The organism is Dactylosporangium sp. NPDC051485 (genome assembly GCF_040682015.1).
GTDB lineage: Bacteria > Actinomycetota > Actinomycetes > Mycobacteriales > Micromonosporaceae > Dactylosporangium.
On sequence record NZ_JBFAZW010000032.1, the window covers coordinates 21032 to 38156 of the forward strand.

The window sequence follows — 17125 nt, forward strand, 5'->3', positions numbered from 1 at the left end:
ATGCTCGAACTGCTCGCCATCACGAAGGTCTACAAGGGACAGAAACGGGCCGTCGACGGCCTGACGCTCCGGCTCGGCCCCGGCCTGGTCGGCCTGCTCGGGCCCAACGGCGCCGGCAAGTCCTCGCTGCTGCGCATCGCGGCCACGGTCACCCGCCCGACGTCGGGCCAGGTGCGCTACGAGGGGGTGGACGCGGTCGCCCGGCCCGACGGGCTGCGCCGGGCGCTGGGCTACCTGCCGCAGGACTTCGGGGTGTACCCCAACCTGTCGGCGGTGGAGTTCCTGGCGTACCTGGCCGCGGTCAAGGGCCTGTCCGCCCGCTCCGCCAAGGCGCGCATCGACGAGCTGCTGGAGCTGGTCAACCTCACCCACGCCGCCCGCCGCCCGCTCGGCGGCTACTCCGGCGGCATGCTGCGCCGGGTCGGCATCGCCCAGACGCTGCTGGCCGACCCGCGGGTGGTCATCGTCGACGAACCGACCGCCGGGCTCGACCCGGAGGAGCGGGTGCGGTTCCGCAACCTGCTCAGCGACCTCGCCGCCGACCGGCTCGTGCTGCTGTCCACGCACATCGTCGGCGACGTGGAGTCGGTGGCCGGCCGGATCGTGGTGGTCAAGGGCGGACGGGTCCGCCTCGACGGGCCGGCCGACGAGCTGCTGCGCGGGGTGGCCGGGCACGTCTGGGAGGTCACCGTGCCGCCCGAGGCCGCCGCCGGGCTGCAGCAGCGGCTGCTCACCACCCGGGCCGTGCGCACACCGGCCGGCGTGCGGCTGCGCGTGCTGGCCGCCGGCCGGCCGCTGGCCGACGCGGCGCCGGTCGCGCCGGACCTGGAGGACGCCTACGTGGGCGCGGTGCACCGGTGAACGCGCTGGCCGCCCTGGCGCTGGCGGACTTCCGGGAGCGGGTGCGGCGCCCGGCGTACCTCCTGATGCTGATCTCGGCGATCGGCCTCGGCCTGCTGGCCGTCCCGCCGGTCGGCGCGCACTGGTCGGTGCTGGTGCTGGGCGGCTTCCGCGGCCGCTACACCAGCGGCTACGTCGGCCTCGTCACCGCCCTCACCAGCGCGCTGTGGCTGACGCTGGTCGGGTTCTACCTGGTGCGCGACGCGGTCGCCCGCGACGAGCGGACCGGGGTCGGGCAGCTGCTGGCCGCCACGCCGCTGCGCACGCCCGTGTACCTGGCCGGCAAGCTGCTCAGCAACGCCATGGTGCTCGGCTCGATGGTCGCCGTGCTGGGGGTCACCGCGCTGGCCCTGCAGCTGCTGCGGGGCGAGTCGCGGGCCGTCGACCCGGTCGCGCTGGCCCTGCCCTTCGTCCTGCTGGCGTGGCCGATGGTGCTCGTGACCGCGGCCCTGGCGGTGTTCTTCGAGACGACGCCGGTACTGCGCGGGGGCCTCGGCAACGTCCTGTGGTTCTTCGTGTGGATGCTCGGCGCGATCGGCGGCCAGTCGCCGAAGGCCCCCTTCGGCGGCCTGGGCCTGCCGCCCGTGCAGCTGCCGGACGGGGCGGGGCAGGACGTGGGGCTCGGCCTGATGTACGTCGACGAGCCCCTGCGCACGTTCGACTTCCCCGGCCTGCGCCTCGACCCCGGCTTCCTCGGCGGCCGGCTGGCCCTCGTCGCCGTCGCGGTGGCGATCGCGCTGCTGCCGGCGCTGTGGTTCCACCGCTTCGACCGCCCGGCCCGGGCCGCCCGCGCGGGCGTCGGCCCCGAGCCGCGAACCGTGTACCAGGGGCTCCCCCGCACCGCCCCCGCCCACGGCGGCACGGTCCTTCGCCTGCTCGCCGGGGAGCTGCGGATCCTGGTGCAGGGCGCGCCGCTGTGGTGGTGGCTGGGCGCGGGCGCCCTGGCGCTGGCCGGCCTGGCCGCCCCGCCCGGCCCGGTGCTGGCCGTCGCCTGGATCTGGCCGGTGCTGCTCTGGTCGCGGCTGGGCACCCAGCCGGCGACGTCGGGCGCGGCCGCCATCCTCGGCGCGTACCCGGCCCCGCGCCGCCGCGTGCTGGCCGAGTGGGGCGCGGGCGCGCTGCTGGCCGCGGCGACCGGGGCCGGCTCGGCGATCCGCATGGCGGTCACCGGCGACCTGCCGGGGCTGGGCGCGTGGGCGGCCGGCGCGGCGTTCGTCTCGGCGCTGGCGCTGGCCCTGGGCACGCTGACCGGGGCGCCGAGGGTCTTCCAGGCGGTCTACACCGTCATCTGGTACCTCCTGATCAACGACGCCAGCACGGTGGACTTCATGGGCGCGCTGCGCGACCACGGCCGCCTCACCGGTCCCAGCCCCTTGCTGTGGGCTGCCCTCGCGGGCGCGGGGCTGTTCGCGGCCCTGATCCGCACCGCGTGGCGCCAGGCCCGCCGCTGACGTCGCGGGCCTCGATCGGCGCTGTGGGAGGCCCGGCGGACGGGGCCGCCACACGGCACCCACGACCGATCCTCTCGCACATTAAGACGATCTTCCGGGTGGGTCTTTGCGGTTATCGTGGCTGCGTGACCCGCCTCGAGTTCCGGATCCTCGGGCCGCTCGAGGCCAGCATGCCCGGCGGCACGCCGATCGACCTGGGCGCCCGGAAGCAACGGGCGGTGCTCGCGATGCTGCTGCTGGAGCCGGGGCGGGTGGTGTCGGTCGACGGGATCGCCGAGGGGCTGTGGGGCGGGGACGCGCCGGCGAGCGCGACCGGGACGCTGCAGGCCTACGTGTCGCAGCTGCGCCGGGTGCTGGAGCCGGACCGGGCGCCCCGCACGCCGCCCGCGGTGCTGCTGACCCGGGACCCGGGCTACCTGCTGGCGGTGGACGGCGAGCAGGTCGACGCGGTCCGCTTCACCGTCGGGGCCGAGGCCGGCCGGTCCGCGCTGGCCCGCGGCGATCTGGCCGCGGCCGAGCGGGACCTGCGCGCGGCGCTGCAGGAGTGGCGCGGCGAGCCGCTCGCCGACCTGGCCGACGAGGCCTTCGCCGCGGCCGCCGCAGGCCGGCTGAACGAGCTGCGCGACGCCGCGCTGGAGGACCTGGCCGAGGTCCAGCTGGGCACCGGGCGGGCCGCGGCGGCGATCGCGAGCGCGCAGGCCCTGCTGGAGCGCCGGCCGTTTCGGGAGCGCTCGTGGGGCCAGCTCATGCTCGGCCTGTACCGCGAGGGCCGCCAGGCCGACGCCCTGGCCGCCTTCCGCCGGGCCCGGGCGGTGCTGGACGAGGAGCTGGGCGTGCCCCCGGGCCCCCGGCTGCGCGAGCTGGAGTCCGCGATCCTGCGCCACGACCCGGGGCTGTCCCTGTCGCCGGCGCCGGAACCCGCGCCGGCTGGGCCGGGTCCCGCCGCGCCGGCGTCCGAGCCGGAAGGGCCGCGGCTGGTCGGGCGGACGGCCGAGGAGGGGCGCATCGCGGAGCGGATCGAGCGGGCCGCCGCCGGGGCCGGCGGGGTGTTGCTGATCGCCGGCGAGGCGGGCCTGGGCAAGAGCCGCCTGGCCGAGCGCGCGGCGCAGCTCGCCGCCGGGCGCGGCCTGGCGGTGGCCTGGAGCCGCTGCGTCGAGGCGAGCGCGACCCCGGCCTTCTGGCCCTGGACCCAGGTGCTGCGGGCGCTGCCGGGGACCCCCGAGGCCCGGCGGCTGCTTGACGCGCTCGCCGGTCGCGGGGTCGACCGGCACCGCGAGGACCCCGACGCCGCGCTGTTCCACCTGCACGAGGCGGTGGCGGAGGAGCTGCGGGGGCACGCGGCCGCGCGGCCGCTGCTCGTGGTCGTGGACGACCTGCACGCCGCCGACGCGGCCTCGCTGCAGCTGCTGGCGCACCTCGCGGCCGGGCTGGCCCGCTCGGCGCTGCTCGTGCTGGGCACGCTGCGGCCGGAGGCGGCCGACACCGACCCGGCGCTGCGCGAGACGCTCGCGCTGCTGGCCAACGAGCGCGGGGCCGAGCGGCTGCGGCTGGCCGCGCTGACCGCCGGGGACATCGCCGAGTACACCGGGCGGCCGGCCGCGGTCGCCCGGGCCCTGCAGGAGCGCACCGGCGGCAACCCGTTCTACCTCAACGAGCTGCTGCGGCTGCTGGACAGCGAGCACCCCGGCGGGTGGGCCGACGCCGACGCGGTGGCGGGCACCGGCGTGCCGGAGAGCGTCCGCGACGTCATCGAGCGGCGGCTGTCCCGGCTGCCCGGGCGGACCCGCGACCTGCTGGCCACGGCGGCGGTGCTCGGCCGGGACGTCGACCTGCTCCTGCTGGAGGCGGCCACCGAGAACCGGGAGAGCGGCGGGCACGAGCGGGTGATGGCCGCGCTCGAGCCGGCCGTCGCGGCCGGGGTGCTGCTGGAGGTACCGGACGGCTGGGATTATCGCTTTTCGCACGCCCTCGTCCGGGACGCCGTCTACGGCGGGCTGAGTCGCCTGGAGCGGGCGCGGCTGCACAAGCGGGTCGGGGAGGCGCTCGAGGCCTTCGACCGGCCCGACGACCCCAACCTGCTCGGGCGCCTGGTGCACCACTTCACGATGGCCGCGCGGCTGGGCGTCGCGGAGCGGGCCGTGCGGCACGCGACCCGGGCCGCCGAGCTCGCCATGGCCCAGCTCGCCTACGACGAGGCCGCCCGCTACCTGGAGGCGGCGCTCGGCGCGCTGGACCCGACCCTGGCCGGCGCGGCCCAGCAGCGCTGCCGCCTGCTGGTGCAGCTCGGGGTGGCCCGGCGGGCGGCCGGCGACGTGGCCGGCACCCGGGCCGTGCTCGACGAGGCCCTGACGCTGGCCCGGCAGCTCGGCGACGACGGGCTGGCGATGGACGCGGCGACGCTCTTCGGCGGGGTGACGCTGTGGACGTGGCGGCCGTACCTCACCGTCGACGAACGGATGATCGGCATCCTGCGCGAGCAGCTGCACCGGCTCGACCCCGCCGACCAGTACCGGCGCGCGGTGCTGCTCGGCACGCTGGCCGTCGAGCTATACCACCACCCCGACCGCGCGGAGGGCGAGGAGCTCGCCGCCGAGGCGGTGCGGCTGGCCCGCCGGCTCGGCGACCGCGAGCTGCTGGTCCGGACGCTGAACAACTACTGGAACGCGGCCTGGGTGCCGCAGCGGGAGGCCGTGCGCCGGGCGACGGTCGACGAGCTGCTCGGCATGGACCTGCCGCGCACGGTGGAGGTGACCGCGCGGCTGCACCGGATGCTCACCGAGTGCAGCGCTGGCGACGCGGCCGGGCTCGACGCCGACCTGGCCCGCTGCGTGCGGCTGGTCGAGGGGATCCGCACCCCGGTGCTGCCCGCCCAGGTGCGCTACGCGCAGGCCGGACAGGCGGTGCGGGCCGGCGACTGGGCCGCCGCCGAACGGCTCGTCGGGGAGGCGTTCGCGCTGCAGGAGCACACCAGCCTGTGGGGCAGGCACTGGATCCGGCTGGCGTTGCTGTACACCAGCCGGCACTTCCAGGGCCGCCCCGGCGAGCTGCGCGACGAGCTGGTGCGCTCTGCCGACGAGCCGCAGATGGAGCTGCTGCGCCCGACCGCGGTGCTGGCCGCCGTCGAGTCGGGCGAGGAGGACCTGGCCCGGGCCCTGGTCGCGCGCTGGGGCGCGTCCCGCGAGCAGCTCTGGGGCTGGGAGTTCGTGGTCTTCCAGTGGGCGCTCGTCGCCGCCCGGCTCGGCACGCCCGATCCACGGGAGCTGTACGCCGAGATCGCCCCCTTCGCCGACCGCTTCACGACGGTCGGCTCGAGCTGCGCCACCTGGGGCTCGCTGCGGTTCGCGCAGGCGGCCCTGGCCGAGCGGCTGGGCGACCGGTCGGCGGCGCTGGAGCACGCACGGGCGGCCCGGGCCGCGCACGAGCGCTTCGGCGGGGCCCATCTCGTCGCTGCCAGCGAAGCGCAAGTCGCTCGCCTAGTGGATCGCAAGTAATCGCCAACCGGGGTACGCCATCGTGCTCCCATGACCACCGCACTGACTGATCTCCCGGTTGTGACCGGGCCTGTATTCGTTCCCGGCGACGAGGGCTACGCGACCGAGGTCGCGTCCTGGAATGCCGCCACCATCCATGAGCCGCTGGTCGTCGTCGGTGCCACCAGCGCCGAGGACGTCGCCGCGGCGGTGCGCTGGGCCGGCGCCCAGGGCCTGCCGGTCGCGGTCCAGGCGACCGGCCACGGTGCGGTCCGCCCGGTCACCGGCGGCCTGCTGATCACCACCGGGCGGATGAGCCAGGTCTCCGTCGACCCGGCGGCGCGCACCGCCCGGGCCGCGGCCGGCGCCCGCTGGGCCCAGGTGATCGAGGCGGCCGCCCCGCACGGGCTGGCCCCGCTCAACGGCTCCTCGTCGCACGTGGGCGTGGTGGGGTACACCCTGGGTGGCGGCGCCGGCCCGCTCGGTCGTCGCTACGGCTTCGCCGCCGACCACGTCCGCTCGATCGAGATCGTGACCGCCGACGGCGCGCTGCGCACGATCGACGCCGGTCACGAGGCCGACCTGTTCTGGGCGGTCCGGGGCGGCAAGGGCAACTTCGGCATCGTGACCGCGATCGAGTTCGGCCTGTTCGAGGTGGCCGGGTTCTTCGGCGGCGGCATCTACTTCCCGGGCGCCCACGCCGCCGAGGTGCTGCACGCGTACCGCGAGTGGTCGACCGGCCTGCCGGAGGAGATGACCGCGTCGGTCGCGCTGCTGCGCCTGCCCGACCTGCCGGTCCTGCCCGAGCCGCTGCGCGGTGCGTTCGTGGCGCACCTGCGGGTGGCCTACCTGGGCGCGGCCGAGGACGGCGACCGGCTGCTCGCCCCGATGCGGGCCGCCGCGCCGGCGCTGATCGACGATGTGCAGATGCTGCCGTACGCGGCGATCGACGCCGTGCACCGCGACCCGGTCGACCCGGTCCCGAGCCGCGAGCGCGGGGTCCTGCTCGGCGAGGTCACCGCCGAGACGGTCGAGCGGGTGCTGGCCGCGGCCGGGCCGCAGGTCGACGTGCCGATCGTCATGATCGAGCTGCGGCAGCTGGGCGGCGCGCTGGCCCGGCCGCCGGCGGTGCCCAACGCGGTGAGCGGCCGGGGTGCCGGGTACTCCCTGTTCGTCATCGGCGTCGGCGTGCCCGAGCTGGTGCCGGTCGTGGACGCGGTGACCGACCGGGTCCTCGCCGTCGACACGGTGCCCGGCGGCCTGATCAACTTCTCCGGCCACGCCGGCCCGGAGGCGCTCCTGGCCAACTGGGCGCCGGCCGACCGCGACCGGCTGCTGCGGATCAAGCGCGCCTACGACCCGACCAACGTGTTCTCCGGCGGCCAGGCGCTGGTCGGCTAACAGGTTTGCAACCGGGCCGCACTGTTGCGGCCCGGTTGCCAGCCGATGTGAGCGGCATGGGCTGGGCGATCGCATACCTGCGGCGTGACCCGCTGCGGGCGATGCGCATCGTGTTCGTGCTCGCCCTGTCGGCGGTCACCGCCGCATCGTTGATCCAGATCGGCCTGCTGGACCTGTCCCCGCCGGCGCGGCTCACCAGCGTCGCCGTGGTGCTCGGCATGCTCGCCCTCCGGGCGGCCGAGTTCGCGCGGGTCCGGCCGGTGCCGATCTGGGTCGACGCGCTCGAGCTGGCCGCGTTCCTGCCGGTCGCGGTCCTGGTCGCCGACATCGACGCGCTGCTCGGGCTGCTCTTCTTCCACCTGCTGTTCCGCTCGTCGGTCGCCGGCCTCGGGCGCATGCTGCCGCTGGCCGCCGGTTACGTCGCCGTCTGGATGGGCGCGGCCCTGCTGGAGCCCCGCGTCGAGGTGTACCCGGGTGCGGTCGTCTCGCTCTGCGTGATCGGCTTGCTGGTGTACGCCATGAGGGTCCTCCTGCTGCGCCTGCAGGACCAGCACCGCTCGCAGAGCGCTCTCCTGCAGGCCGTGCTGCGCCGGTTCCCCTTCCCGGTGCTGGTCACCGGCCCGGACGGCGGCGTGCGGCTGGCCAATCCGGCCGCCCGCGACCTGCTCGGCTGGCCGCCGGAGGGGCCGGCCGCGTGCGAGTCGCTGGACCTCACCGGCCCCGGCGGGACTCCGGTCGACCTGCGCGCCCTCGGCCGGGCCGGCGCCGCCGCCGTCGCCGTCGCCCAGGAGGTGCGCCTCACCCGATCGGACGGCACGACCAGCGACGTGCTCGTCGAGGCGGTGCCGATCGAGGAGGGCGCCGGGACGGTCTTCGCCCTGCTCGACGTCAGCGCCCAGCGGGTCCACGAGGAGTCGCTGCACCACGCCGCGTACCACGACGCCCTCACCGGCCTGCCCAACCGCGCGATGCTCTGGCAGCACCTCAGCGCCGCCGCGGCCGAGCCCCGCCCCTACGCCGTGCTGCTGATCGACCTCAACGACTTCAAGGCGGTCAACGACACCCACGGCCACCAGGCCGGCGACGACCTGCTCACGGCGGTCGCCCACCGCCTGCGCGACGCCGCGCTCGCCCTCGACCGGCGCGCGCTGGCGGCCCGCCTCGGCGGCGACGAGTTCGCGGTGCTGCTGCCGGGCGCCGGCACCCAGCCGGCCGAGCGGCTGGCCGCGGCCCTGCGCGCCGGCTTCCTCCAGCCGTTCCCGACCAGCGCCGGCCGGCTGACCGCGCACGGCTGCGTGGCCGTGGCCGTGGCCGCGCCCGGCCAGCACCCGGACGAGGTCCTGGCCGACGCGGACGCCGCCAGGTACCGCGCCAAGCCCCGCCGCATCGCGTCCTAACCCCCCGCGAGATCCAGCGTCAGCATGGCCGCGCTGCCCACCACGATCAGCCCGGTGACGAGGTTGACGCGCCGGGGCGACCCACCGGCCCGGCGTTCGGCCCGCCAGTAGAGCGCGGACCCGACGAGCACGAGCAGCGCCTCGATGGTGGCCGCCAGCCAGTGGTACCGCCACAGCCCGAGCCCCAGCCGCGGCAGGTCGCCGAGGTTGCCCGGCAGCAGCGGCAGGTCGGCGCGGTGCACGAGCAGGTCGAGCAGCCAGTGCGAGAAGACCATCGCCCCGATGACCACGCCGCCGCGCCGCCCCCACCAGCGACTCATCAGCAGTCCGGTCAGGGCCGCGATGACCAGCGCGCCGAGCAGCGAGTGGGTGTAGTCGGCGTAGATGATGCCGTCGCCGTAGCCGCCGTCGGTGCCCGGCACCGGGTCGATGTGCTCGACCTCGGAGAGCCACAGCGGCGCGAACACGACGTCGAGCCAGACCGTCCCGATCATGAGCCCCCACAGCGGCACCGGCCGCTCGACCGACCTGACCGCCGCGGCGAGTCCGAAGTGCCCCGTGATCATCGCCGCTCCCCCTTGCCCGCCTTCGGCCCCGGCAGCTTCGCGTCCACAACGAACGCCATGATTGACCCCTACTGCTAAGTGAACTGAAGTTGCGTTAATCTGTCACGAGGAGCATGGCAGTCCGTGGCGCTAAACGCAACTGGAGTTTCATTGAAACCCGGAGTTTCATCGCAACCCACCGGCTCGGTGCGGCCGGGCGGGCGCACCGCCCGCACGAAGGCCGCGGTGACCGAGGCGCTGGTCGCCGAGCTGCTGGACGTCGGCTACGCGGGCACCACGATCGAGCGCATCGCCCAGCGGGCGGGGGTGGCGAAGACCACGGTGTACCGCCGCTGGGGCAGCCTCGCGCAGCTGGTCGTCGACGCCTTCGCCGACACCGCGGGCGCCCAGGTGCCGCTGCCCGACACCGGCAGCCTGGAGGGCGACCTGCGCGAGCTGGGCCGGGCCAGCATCGCCATGCTGCGGATGCCGCAGCTGCGCACGGTCTTCGACGTGGTGGTGCGCGAGGCCATCCACGACCCGGCCGCCCGCTCGGCCCTGACCGAGTTCTTCGCCGCGCGGATCGCGAACGGCGCGGCCATCGTGGAGCGCGCGGTCGCCCGCGGCGAGGCGGCCGAGGGCACCGATCCGGCGGAGGTGATCCGCATGGTCGGCGCGCCGTACTACGCCCGCGCCTACATCACCGGCGAGCCCCTGGACCCGGCCCTGGCCGACCGCACCGCCGCGGTCATCGCCCTGGCCGCCCGCCAGGGCCTGCTGGTCTCGGGCCGCGGCACACCTCGCTGACCGCCCCCGGGATACCCCAGGCCGTCGTCGGGGCGTTCCTGTACCTGCTGCTGATCGCGCTCTTCGCCACCGGCCTGGCCCAGCTGCTGCGCAGCTCGGCGGTCGCGCTGGGCGTGCTGCTGCCGCTGTTCTTCCTCGGCTCGCAGGGGCTGGCCAACATCCCGGGGGCCAAGCGGTACCTGCAGTTCCTGCCCGACCAGGCCGGCGTTGCCATCCTGCACTTCTGGGGGGGCGCCGGGCAGCCCGGAGTACAACCGCGACTTCGGACCCTGGACCGGGATCGGCATTCTGGCGCTGTGGGCGGCCGCCGCCCTGGTCGCAGGCTACCTGGCCCTCCGCCGTCGGGACGCTTGACCGCTTCCGGCATGCTTTGTCCGTGATCACACGGGTCGTCGTCTGGTGCGCCGCGGCCGGGCTCGTCCTCGGCCTGACCGCCTACGCCGGTGACGAGCTCGACGGGCTCGCCGGCACCATCTTGCACTTCGCGGCCGGGAGCGGCTTCGCGTGGGGCTGCGCCGGGCTGCTCGCCGGCTACCTGCTGCGCCCGCGCCGGGCCTCGGCGGCCGGTGCGGTCGCGCTGCTGGTCGCGGCGACGGTGGCGTACTACACGACGTACGCCGTCACCGGCGTGCGGTGGTACCGGATGTACCACGAGGACGGCACCTCGGCCGCGCCCGACGCCATGCGCAACCTCGCCCTGGCCGCGGCGTTCTGGCTGGTCGCCTCGGTCGCCGGCGGGGCCGTGCTGGGGCTCCTCGGGCACGCGATCCGGCGGGGCCCGGCCCGGTTCGCGCTGGCCGCCACGGGGCTCGCCTTCGTGCTGCTGGCCGGGGCCGGCCGGGCGATCTCGCTCGACGCGATCGTGCCGGCCTGCGTGGCGGCCGTTGTCCTGCTGTCCCTTAGACCAGTTTTACGTTCAACTTAGATCTTGCCGGAGCCCTTGAGAGAGCGCTCTCCCGGGCCTACGGTCTCGGCATGCCGATGGATCAACGGCCGCCGAAGCGCCGCCGCACGCTGCTGGCCCTGCTCGCGGTGCCGATCGCCGGGGCCGTGGCCACGAGCGTCATCGTCACCACGACGGCCGGGGCCGAGCAGACGGACACCGCCGGCATGGTGCGCGCCGAGGCGTGGAGCGCCCAGCAGGGTGCGCGCACCGAGAACACCACGGACGCGGGCGGCGGGCGCAACGTGGGCTGGCTCGCCGACGGGGACTGGATGCGGTACGACAACGTCGACCTCGGCGGCCAGGGCACCCTGAGCGCGAGCGTGCGGGTCGCCGCGGCCAGCCGCGCGGGCGGCACGATCGAGCTGCGGGCCGGCACCCGGGACGGCGAGCTGCTGGCCAGCTACCCGGTCGGGTACACCGGCGGGTGGCAGAGCTGGATCACCAAGACCGCGGTGAGCACCACCGGCCTGACCGGCAAGCAGACCGTGTTCCTGCTGCTCAAGAGCGCCCAGAGCGGCGACTTCACGAATGTCAACTGGCTGCAGTTCCGGCGCACGCCGACGGCGACGCTGCCGGGCTCGCCCAGCGCTTCCCCGTCTGCCGCCGCTCCCACCTCAGCCGCCCCTCCGGTCAAGACCGGGTGGCCCGCGGTCGACCCGGCGAAGCAGGCCGCCGACACCGCCGCGTTCTTCGCGCGCAAGCCGGCGCCGGTCACCAACAACCCGGTGAAGGTGCCCGAGTTCCACGCCACCTGCACGGTGAGCCACCACGCCCCGGACGACCCGATCGTGTTCCCCGGGCTGCCCGGCGCCTCGCACGACCACACGTTCCTGGGCAACAAGTCGACGAGCGCGGCCTCGACCGCCGAGTCGCTCTTCGCCGCCGGGACGACCTGCACGCCGTCGCAGGACCACTCGGCGTACTGGATCCCGACGCTGTACCAGAACGGCAAGGTCGTCGACCCGAAGGAGGTGACCGTGTACTACGGCTCGCGCCTCAAGGACCCGAGCAAGACCCAGCCCTTCCCGTTCGGCCTGCGCATGATCACCGGCGACGCCAAGAACCAGAGCGACACCCCGGACCGCCAGGGCAACCACTTCTGGTGCGCGGGCATCGGCGGCGAGGTCGGGCGGACGGCCGACGGGCAGTACCCGATCTGCGCCAAGACGGCCGGGCTGGTCCGGCAGATCACCTTCCCGGACTGCTGGGACGGCGTGCATCTGGACAGCCCGGACCACAAGGCCCACATGGCCAACGGCGACCACACGGGAGCCTGCCCGGCCAGCCACCCGGTGCCGATCCCGTCGGTGTCGTTCGTCATCGGGTACCCGCTGAACACCGACACCAACGGGATCACGCTCTCGTCGGGCAACGGCTTCTCGATGCACGCGGACTTCTTCAACGCCTGGGAGCCAGGCGCCCTCGCGCAGCGGGTCCGCGACTGCCTCGACCAGGGCTACAAGTGCAACGCCCAGGGAACGTTCTGACGCCGGACGTTCCCCTCCGGACCGGGAAGGCCACCCGCCGCCACGGGTGGCCTTTCCCGTTTACCGCTGCCGTTTCCCGGTTACCGCTCTCTCATTTCCCGCGTTTCCCGCTAGCCGCAAGGACGGACCACCCGCCGCGGTGGCAGGTTTGTAGCATGACGATCCGCTGCGTCATCGTCGACGACTCGGAGCGCTTCCGGACCAGTGCCCAGCGTCTGCTGACCAACCAGGGCATCGTGGTGGTCGCGACGGCGTCGGACAGCCGGCAGGCGCTGCGCGCGGTCGAGGAGGAGCACCCAGACGTCGTACTGGTAGACATCGGCCTCGGCGCGGAGAACGGCTTCGACCTCGCCGCCCGGATCCGGCGCAGCCCCGTCATCATGGTCTCCAGCCTGGACCCGGAGGACGTGATCGACCTGTTGGCGGACAGCCCGGCGATCGGCTTCCTCCCGAAGGAGCAGCTCTCGGGCAACGCCATCTGCCATCTGCTGGAGTCCTGACAGCCAAGTCGCTCGAAGAAGCTAGGAGCTCGCGGCTTCCAGGAATGTCAGGACGGCCAGGACCCGGCGGTGCGTCTCGTCGGTCTCGGGCAGGTCGAGCTTGGTCAGGATCGAGCGGACGTGCTTCTCGATCGTCCCCTCCGTCACCCACAGCGCCTTGGCCACGCCGGCGTTGGAGCGGCCCTCGGCCATCAGCGCCAGCACCTCGCGCTCGCGCGGGCTGAGCACGTCGAGCGGGTCCTTGCGCCGGTGCGCGGCGACGAGCTCCTGGACCACGGCCGGGTCGACCACCGTCCCGCCGTCGTGCACCCGGTGCAGGGTCTCGATGAACTCCTCGACGTCGGTCACCCGGGTCTTGAGCAGGTACCCGATCCGCTCCCCGCTGGCCAGCAGCTCGATGGCGTGCTCGACCTCCACGAACGCGGACAGCACGAGAATGGCCACCTTCGGGAAGCGCAGCCGGATCTCCCGGGCCGCGGCCAGGCCCTCGGTGGTGTGCGTCGGGGGCATGCGGATGTCGACCACCGCGATGTCCGGCGCCTTCTTCTCCACCAGGTCCAGCAGATGGACGCCGTCATCGGCGAGACCGGTCACGTCGAACCCGTGCCGGTCGAGGAGGCTCGCTAGTCCCTCGCGCAGCAATACATCGTCATCCGCGATCACTACCGTCCGACGGAGTGCCGCGCTCGCCTCGAATGCCATCAAATCCAACATATCCCCGCTGGTCGGGGTAGACACCCCCCATGTACGGGGGGTTGACCGTCCGCCTGGCGGCGACCAGCGCGCTGTTCACCCTGATGATCAGCGCAGCGTTCGCGGTAATCCTCCTCTCGGTGTACCAGCTGCGCTCCTCGGTCATGGTGGTCACCCAGGCGGAGCAGGCCGTGTCCGCGGCCAACCACCTGGAGCGGCTGGTGCTGGACGTCGAGGCCGGCCGGCGCGGCTACGCGCTGACCCACGACCGGGCGCTGCTGCAGCCGTGGATCCAGGCCCAGCAACAGATCCCGCTGGGCCAGCAGGAACTCGCCGCCTCGGTCTCCAGCAGCAAGGTGCAGGCGGCCCGGGTCACCCGGCTCAACGGCGACGTCACCGTCTACCTGGACAACTACGCCGACCCGGCGATCGCCGACAATCAGGCCGGCGAGCCGCAGAACATCGACGCGCAGTCGATCAGGGACGGGCAGGAGCACATCGCCGCGCTGCGCAACGAGTTCGACGACTTCATGACCAGTCAGCGGGTGGCTGTCGACGACGCGCACGCCGACGCGTACCGGGCGGGGCTGCGGGCCGTCACGGCCGGCGTCGCCGGTTTCGTGGTCGCCCTCGTCGCCGTCGGCCTGCTCACCCGCTCCCTCGCCGTCATGGTGGTCCGCCCGCTGCGGCGCATGGTGATGGCGGCCGACCAGGTGACCGGCGGCGACCTCACCGCGCGCGTGGCCACCGACGGCCCGGTCGAGGTAGGCGTGCTGCAGCGCACGTTCAACTCGATGGTCGAGGCGCTCGACAAGGGACGGGTCATGCTCGGCAAGGTGGCGGCCGAGCAGGCGGCGCTGCGCCGGGTGGCCACGGTCGCGGCCCAGGGCCGGCCGGCCGACGACGTCTTCGCCGCGGTGACCGAGGAGGCGGGCAAGCTCTTCGCCGCCGACGCCGCCGTGCTGCTGCGCTTCGAGCCCGACGGCAACGCCACCGTGGTGGCCAGCTGGAGCCAGGACCCGCGGCACCGGATCGGACTGGGCAAGGTGGAACTGACGGAGGAGGGCATCGCCGAGTCGGTGCTGCGCTCCGGGCGCCCGATCCGCCTGGCCGGCCCGCGCAGCGCCGACTTCCTGCAGCAGGAGTTCGGCGACGCCTCGATCTGCTCGGCCATCGGCGCCCCGGTGCTCGTCGCCGGCCGCACCTGGGGCGCCCTCAAGGCGCTGTCCACCTGCGCCGAGCCGCTGGAGGAGCACGATGCCGAGCGGGCGGCCGAGTTCACCGAGCTGGTGGCCAGCGCCATCGCCAACTCCCAGGCCCGGGCCGACCTCACCGCCTCGCGGGCCCGCGTGGTCGCCGCCACCGACGAGAGCCGCCGGCGCATCGAGCGCGACCTGCACGACGGCACCCAGCAGCGGCTCATCGCCCTGCTGCTGGCCCTGCGGGCGACCGAGACCGAGGCCGAGGGCCCCGTCCAGGGCCGCCTGCACGCCATCGGCGACGACATGTCGGAGGCCATCGACGAGCTGCGCGAGCTGGCCCGCGGCATCCACCCGTCGATCCTGTCCGAGGGCGGGCTCACCCCGGCGCTCAGGTCCCTGGCCCGCCGTTCCCCGGTGCCGGTGGAGCTGTCCCTCGACCTGCCCGAGCGGCTCAGCGCCCAGGTCGAGATCGGGGTGTACTACGTCGTCGCCGAGGCCCTGACCAACGCCTTCCGCCACGCGCACGCCAACCTGATCTACGTGCGCGCCTCCGTGCGCGACGGCCGCCTCGACCTGGTCGTCGAGGACGACGGCATCGGCGGCGCCGACCCGGGCACCGGCACCGGCCTGACCGGCCTCGGCGACCGGGTCGCCGCGCTGGGCGGCAGCATGCAGATCGCCAGCCGCCCGGGCGCGGGCACCCGCCTGGGCATCAGTATCCCGCTCGTGACCCCCCTGGAGGGTGAGCCCAGTTGAGTTTGCGATGGAGGTCAGCCGGAACTGGCGGGTGCGGAAACCCGCAGCCACAGAGGCATGCTGGCGCCGACGCCGCGCACCATGCATCGGGAGCACGGTGGAACAGTCATCCACACCCCCATGAACAGGTGACTCCCATGACGACCTGCCTGGTTGATCCAGTGAAGTGCATGGCGCTGTTCGTCTCCGACACCCCGTGCTACTCCGATCCAGACGCCGCCACCGTCCGCGCCGCGGTCGACGAGACCCTCGAGCGTCTCGGCGCCGAGGAGTGCTACGCCCGGGCCGCCGAAGTCTTCGGCGACCGGCCCGACGTGGCGCTCGACCGCATCCAGTGGGCTCGCAGCGTGTGCGAGCGGGCCCTGACCTCGGCCACGCCCGTCGCTCGCTGAGCTCCCGGCGTCCGATGCATCCAGCGCTTCGCCGCCACCACGCCGACGACGATCAGGCCGCGGCGAGCTCACTCGCGGGCGCCTCGGCCCGGCGGGCGCGGGGGCGCACCGCCGCGGCGACGACGAGCGCCAGCCCGAAGAGCGCCCAAACGGCGAGCACCAGCACGTGCGGCGCCGCCGCCGCGCCGTCGAAGAAGGCGGTACTGCGAAGCAGCGCCCCCGCCGCCCCCGGCGGCAGGTACTGCCCGAGCGCGCCCCACCCCGACGGCAGCATCTCCGGCGCGCTGGTCAGTCCCGACAGCGGGTTGCCCAGCAGCATCATGACCGCCGCGCCGAGCCCGAGCCCGCGCAACCCCAGCAGCGACTCCAGCCCCAGGAGTGTGAGCGCGGTCGCGGCGATGGACAGCGCGACGACGCCGCTGTTGGCCCAGTAGTCGCCGGCGAGGGAGCCCAGCCAGTACTGCAGGATCCCCACGAGCGCCAGCCCGCCCGTCACCGCGAAGGCCAGCGCCCCGGCGACCCGCCGCCAGATGCCCGCGACGAGGTTGGTGAGCAGCCCCGCCGCCATGATCCCGCCGAGCACCAGCGGCAGCGAGCCCGCGGACAGGCCCGCGCCGCGCGGGTCGTCGGACGGCAGCGGCACCAGGTCCCGCACGACCGCGGCGTCCCCCTGCGACGGGGCCAGCGCGAGCGCCACCTGCTGCAGCGCCTGGGCCACCACCGGGCTGGCCGCCGACGCCACGATGAGCTGCGGCTTGCCGGAGGTGAGGTCGATGGCGCCGTACACCTCGCGGTCCTTGATGAGCCGCTCGGCCGCCGCCGTGTCGCCGACGACCCTGACGTCGAACGCGCCCGGCCGCTTGGCCTCGAGCTGCCGGACGACCTGCGAGGTGGCCTGCGGCGGCCCGGCCACCGCGAGCGGGATGTCGTGCACGCCGGACCGCGTGGCCGGCCACGCGAACGCCACCATGATGAGGCTGAGCAGCGCGGTCAGCAGGAGCACGATCGCACCGACCCGCCCCCACCCAGAACGACCCTGCGTCACCTGCGCGGCCATCTCGCCCCCTAAAAAGAACGTTCGTTCGTTCTTCTGAGAATGGTACGGCGGATGCCACCCGTCAAGAACGAGCGTTCGCTTTCGGATGCGACCCCGCTCACGCCGAGGCGGGCCGTCCGAC

At 74.6% G+C, this 17125-nt stretch carries 14 protein-coding genes; 11 read left to right on the forward strand and 3 right to left on the reverse strand.

What is annotated here, in order from left to right; all coding sequences use genetic code 11:
- The 5 genes from AB0M46_RS19850 to AB0M46_RS19870 all read left to right on the forward strand — a co-directional run bounded on the left by AB0M46_RS19850 (position 1) and on the right by AB0M46_RS19870 (position 8619).
- A complete protein-coding gene (locus AB0M46_RS19850; protein WP_363337899.1) occupies positions 1-861 on the forward strand; it encodes an ATP-binding cassette domain-containing protein in 861 nt (286 codons plus the stop codon).
- Positions 858-2351, forward strand: coding sequence for a hypothetical protein (locus AB0M46_RS19855; protein WP_363337901.1), 1494 nt, complete (start codon positions 858-860; stop codon positions 2349-2351). The genes AB0M46_RS19850 and AB0M46_RS19855 overlap by 4 nt, the downstream gene beginning before the upstream one ends.
- A 125-nt stretch (positions 2352-2476) precedes the next feature.
- The gene (locus AB0M46_RS19860; RefSeq protein WP_363337902.1) at positions 2477-5842 is read left to right on the forward strand and encodes a BTAD domain-containing putative transcriptional regulator; all 3366 of its coding nucleotides are present in this window, start codon (positions 2477-2479) and stop codon (positions 5840-5842) included.
- Positions 5843-5872: 30 nt separating this feature from the next.
- Positions 5873-7222 (forward strand): FAD-binding oxidoreductase, encoded by a 1350-nt coding sequence (locus AB0M46_RS19865; RefSeq protein ID WP_363337904.1) that lies wholly within the window; start codon positions 5873-5875, stop codon positions 7220-7222.
- 56 nt (positions 7223-7278) lie between these two features.
- On the forward strand, positions 7279-8619 hold the full coding sequence (locus AB0M46_RS19870; RefSeq protein WP_363337906.1) for a diguanylate cyclase: 1341 nt from the start codon (positions 7279-7281) through the stop codon (positions 8617-8619).
- Here AB0M46_RS19870 and AB0M46_RS19875 read toward each other — a convergent pair.
- A complete protein-coding gene (locus AB0M46_RS19875) occupies positions 8616-9185 on the reverse strand; it encodes a permease (RefSeq protein WP_363337907.1) in 570 nt (189 codons plus the stop codon). The genes AB0M46_RS19870 and AB0M46_RS19875 overlap by 4 nt on opposite strands.
- A 150-nt stretch (positions 9186-9335) precedes the next feature.
- Here AB0M46_RS19875 and AB0M46_RS19880 point away from each other — a divergent pair, with 150 nt between their 5' ends.
- The 4 genes from AB0M46_RS19880 (at position 9336) to AB0M46_RS19895 (ending at position 12904) form a co-directional block, all read left to right on the forward strand.
- Positions 9336-9971: a TetR/AcrR family transcriptional regulator gene (locus tag AB0M46_RS19880; RefSeq protein WP_363337909.1), complete on the forward strand. Its 636-nt coding sequence runs from the start codon at positions 9336-9338 to the stop codon at positions 9969-9971.
- A 376-nt stretch (positions 9972-10347) separates the two neighbouring features.
- Positions 10348-10896, forward strand: a complete 549-nt coding sequence (locus AB0M46_RS19885) for a hypothetical protein (RefSeq protein WP_363337911.1) — start codon at positions 10348-10350, stop codon at positions 10894-10896.
- 50 nt (positions 10897-10946) lie between these two features.
- The gene (locus AB0M46_RS19890) at positions 10947-12404 is read left to right on the forward strand and encodes a DUF1996 domain-containing protein (RefSeq protein ID WP_363337913.1); all 1458 of its coding nucleotides are present in this window, start codon (positions 10947-10949) and stop codon (positions 12402-12404) included.
- A 155-nt stretch (positions 12405-12559) separates the two neighbouring features.
- Complete coding sequence (locus AB0M46_RS19895) at positions 12560-12904, forward strand: response regulator transcription factor (RefSeq protein WP_363337915.1); 345 nt, start codon at positions 12560-12562, stop codon at positions 12902-12904.
- Positions 12905-12925: 21 nt separating this feature from the next.
- On the opposite strand, the gene AB0M46_RS19900 is transcribed toward AB0M46_RS19895, so the two are convergent.
- Positions 12926-13606, reverse strand: a complete 681-nt coding sequence (locus tag AB0M46_RS19900; protein ID WP_363337916.1) for a response regulator transcription factor — start codon at positions 13604-13606, stop codon at positions 12926-12928.
- 41 nt (positions 13607-13647) lie between these two features.
- Between AB0M46_RS19900 and AB0M46_RS19905 the strand changes: the two genes are divergently transcribed.
- Both AB0M46_RS19905 and AB0M46_RS19910 read left to right on the forward strand, forming a co-directional pair.
- Positions 13648-15555: a CHASE3 domain-containing protein gene (locus AB0M46_RS19905; protein WP_363337917.1), complete on the forward strand. Its 1908-nt coding sequence runs from the start codon at positions 13648-13650 to the stop codon at positions 15553-15555.
- A 137-nt stretch (positions 15556-15692) separates the two neighbouring features.
- Positions 15693-15947: a hypothetical protein gene (locus AB0M46_RS19910; RefSeq protein ID WP_363337919.1), complete on the forward strand. Its 255-nt coding sequence runs from the start codon at positions 15693-15695 to the stop codon at positions 15945-15947.
- A gap of 52 nt (positions 15948-15999) precedes the next feature.
- On the opposite strand, the gene AB0M46_RS19915 is transcribed toward AB0M46_RS19910, so the two are convergent.
- Positions 16000-17004, reverse strand: a complete 1005-nt coding sequence (locus AB0M46_RS19915) for a hypothetical protein (protein WP_363337921.1) — start codon at positions 17002-17004, stop codon at positions 16000-16002.
- Positions 17005-17125 lie beyond the last annotated feature (121 nt).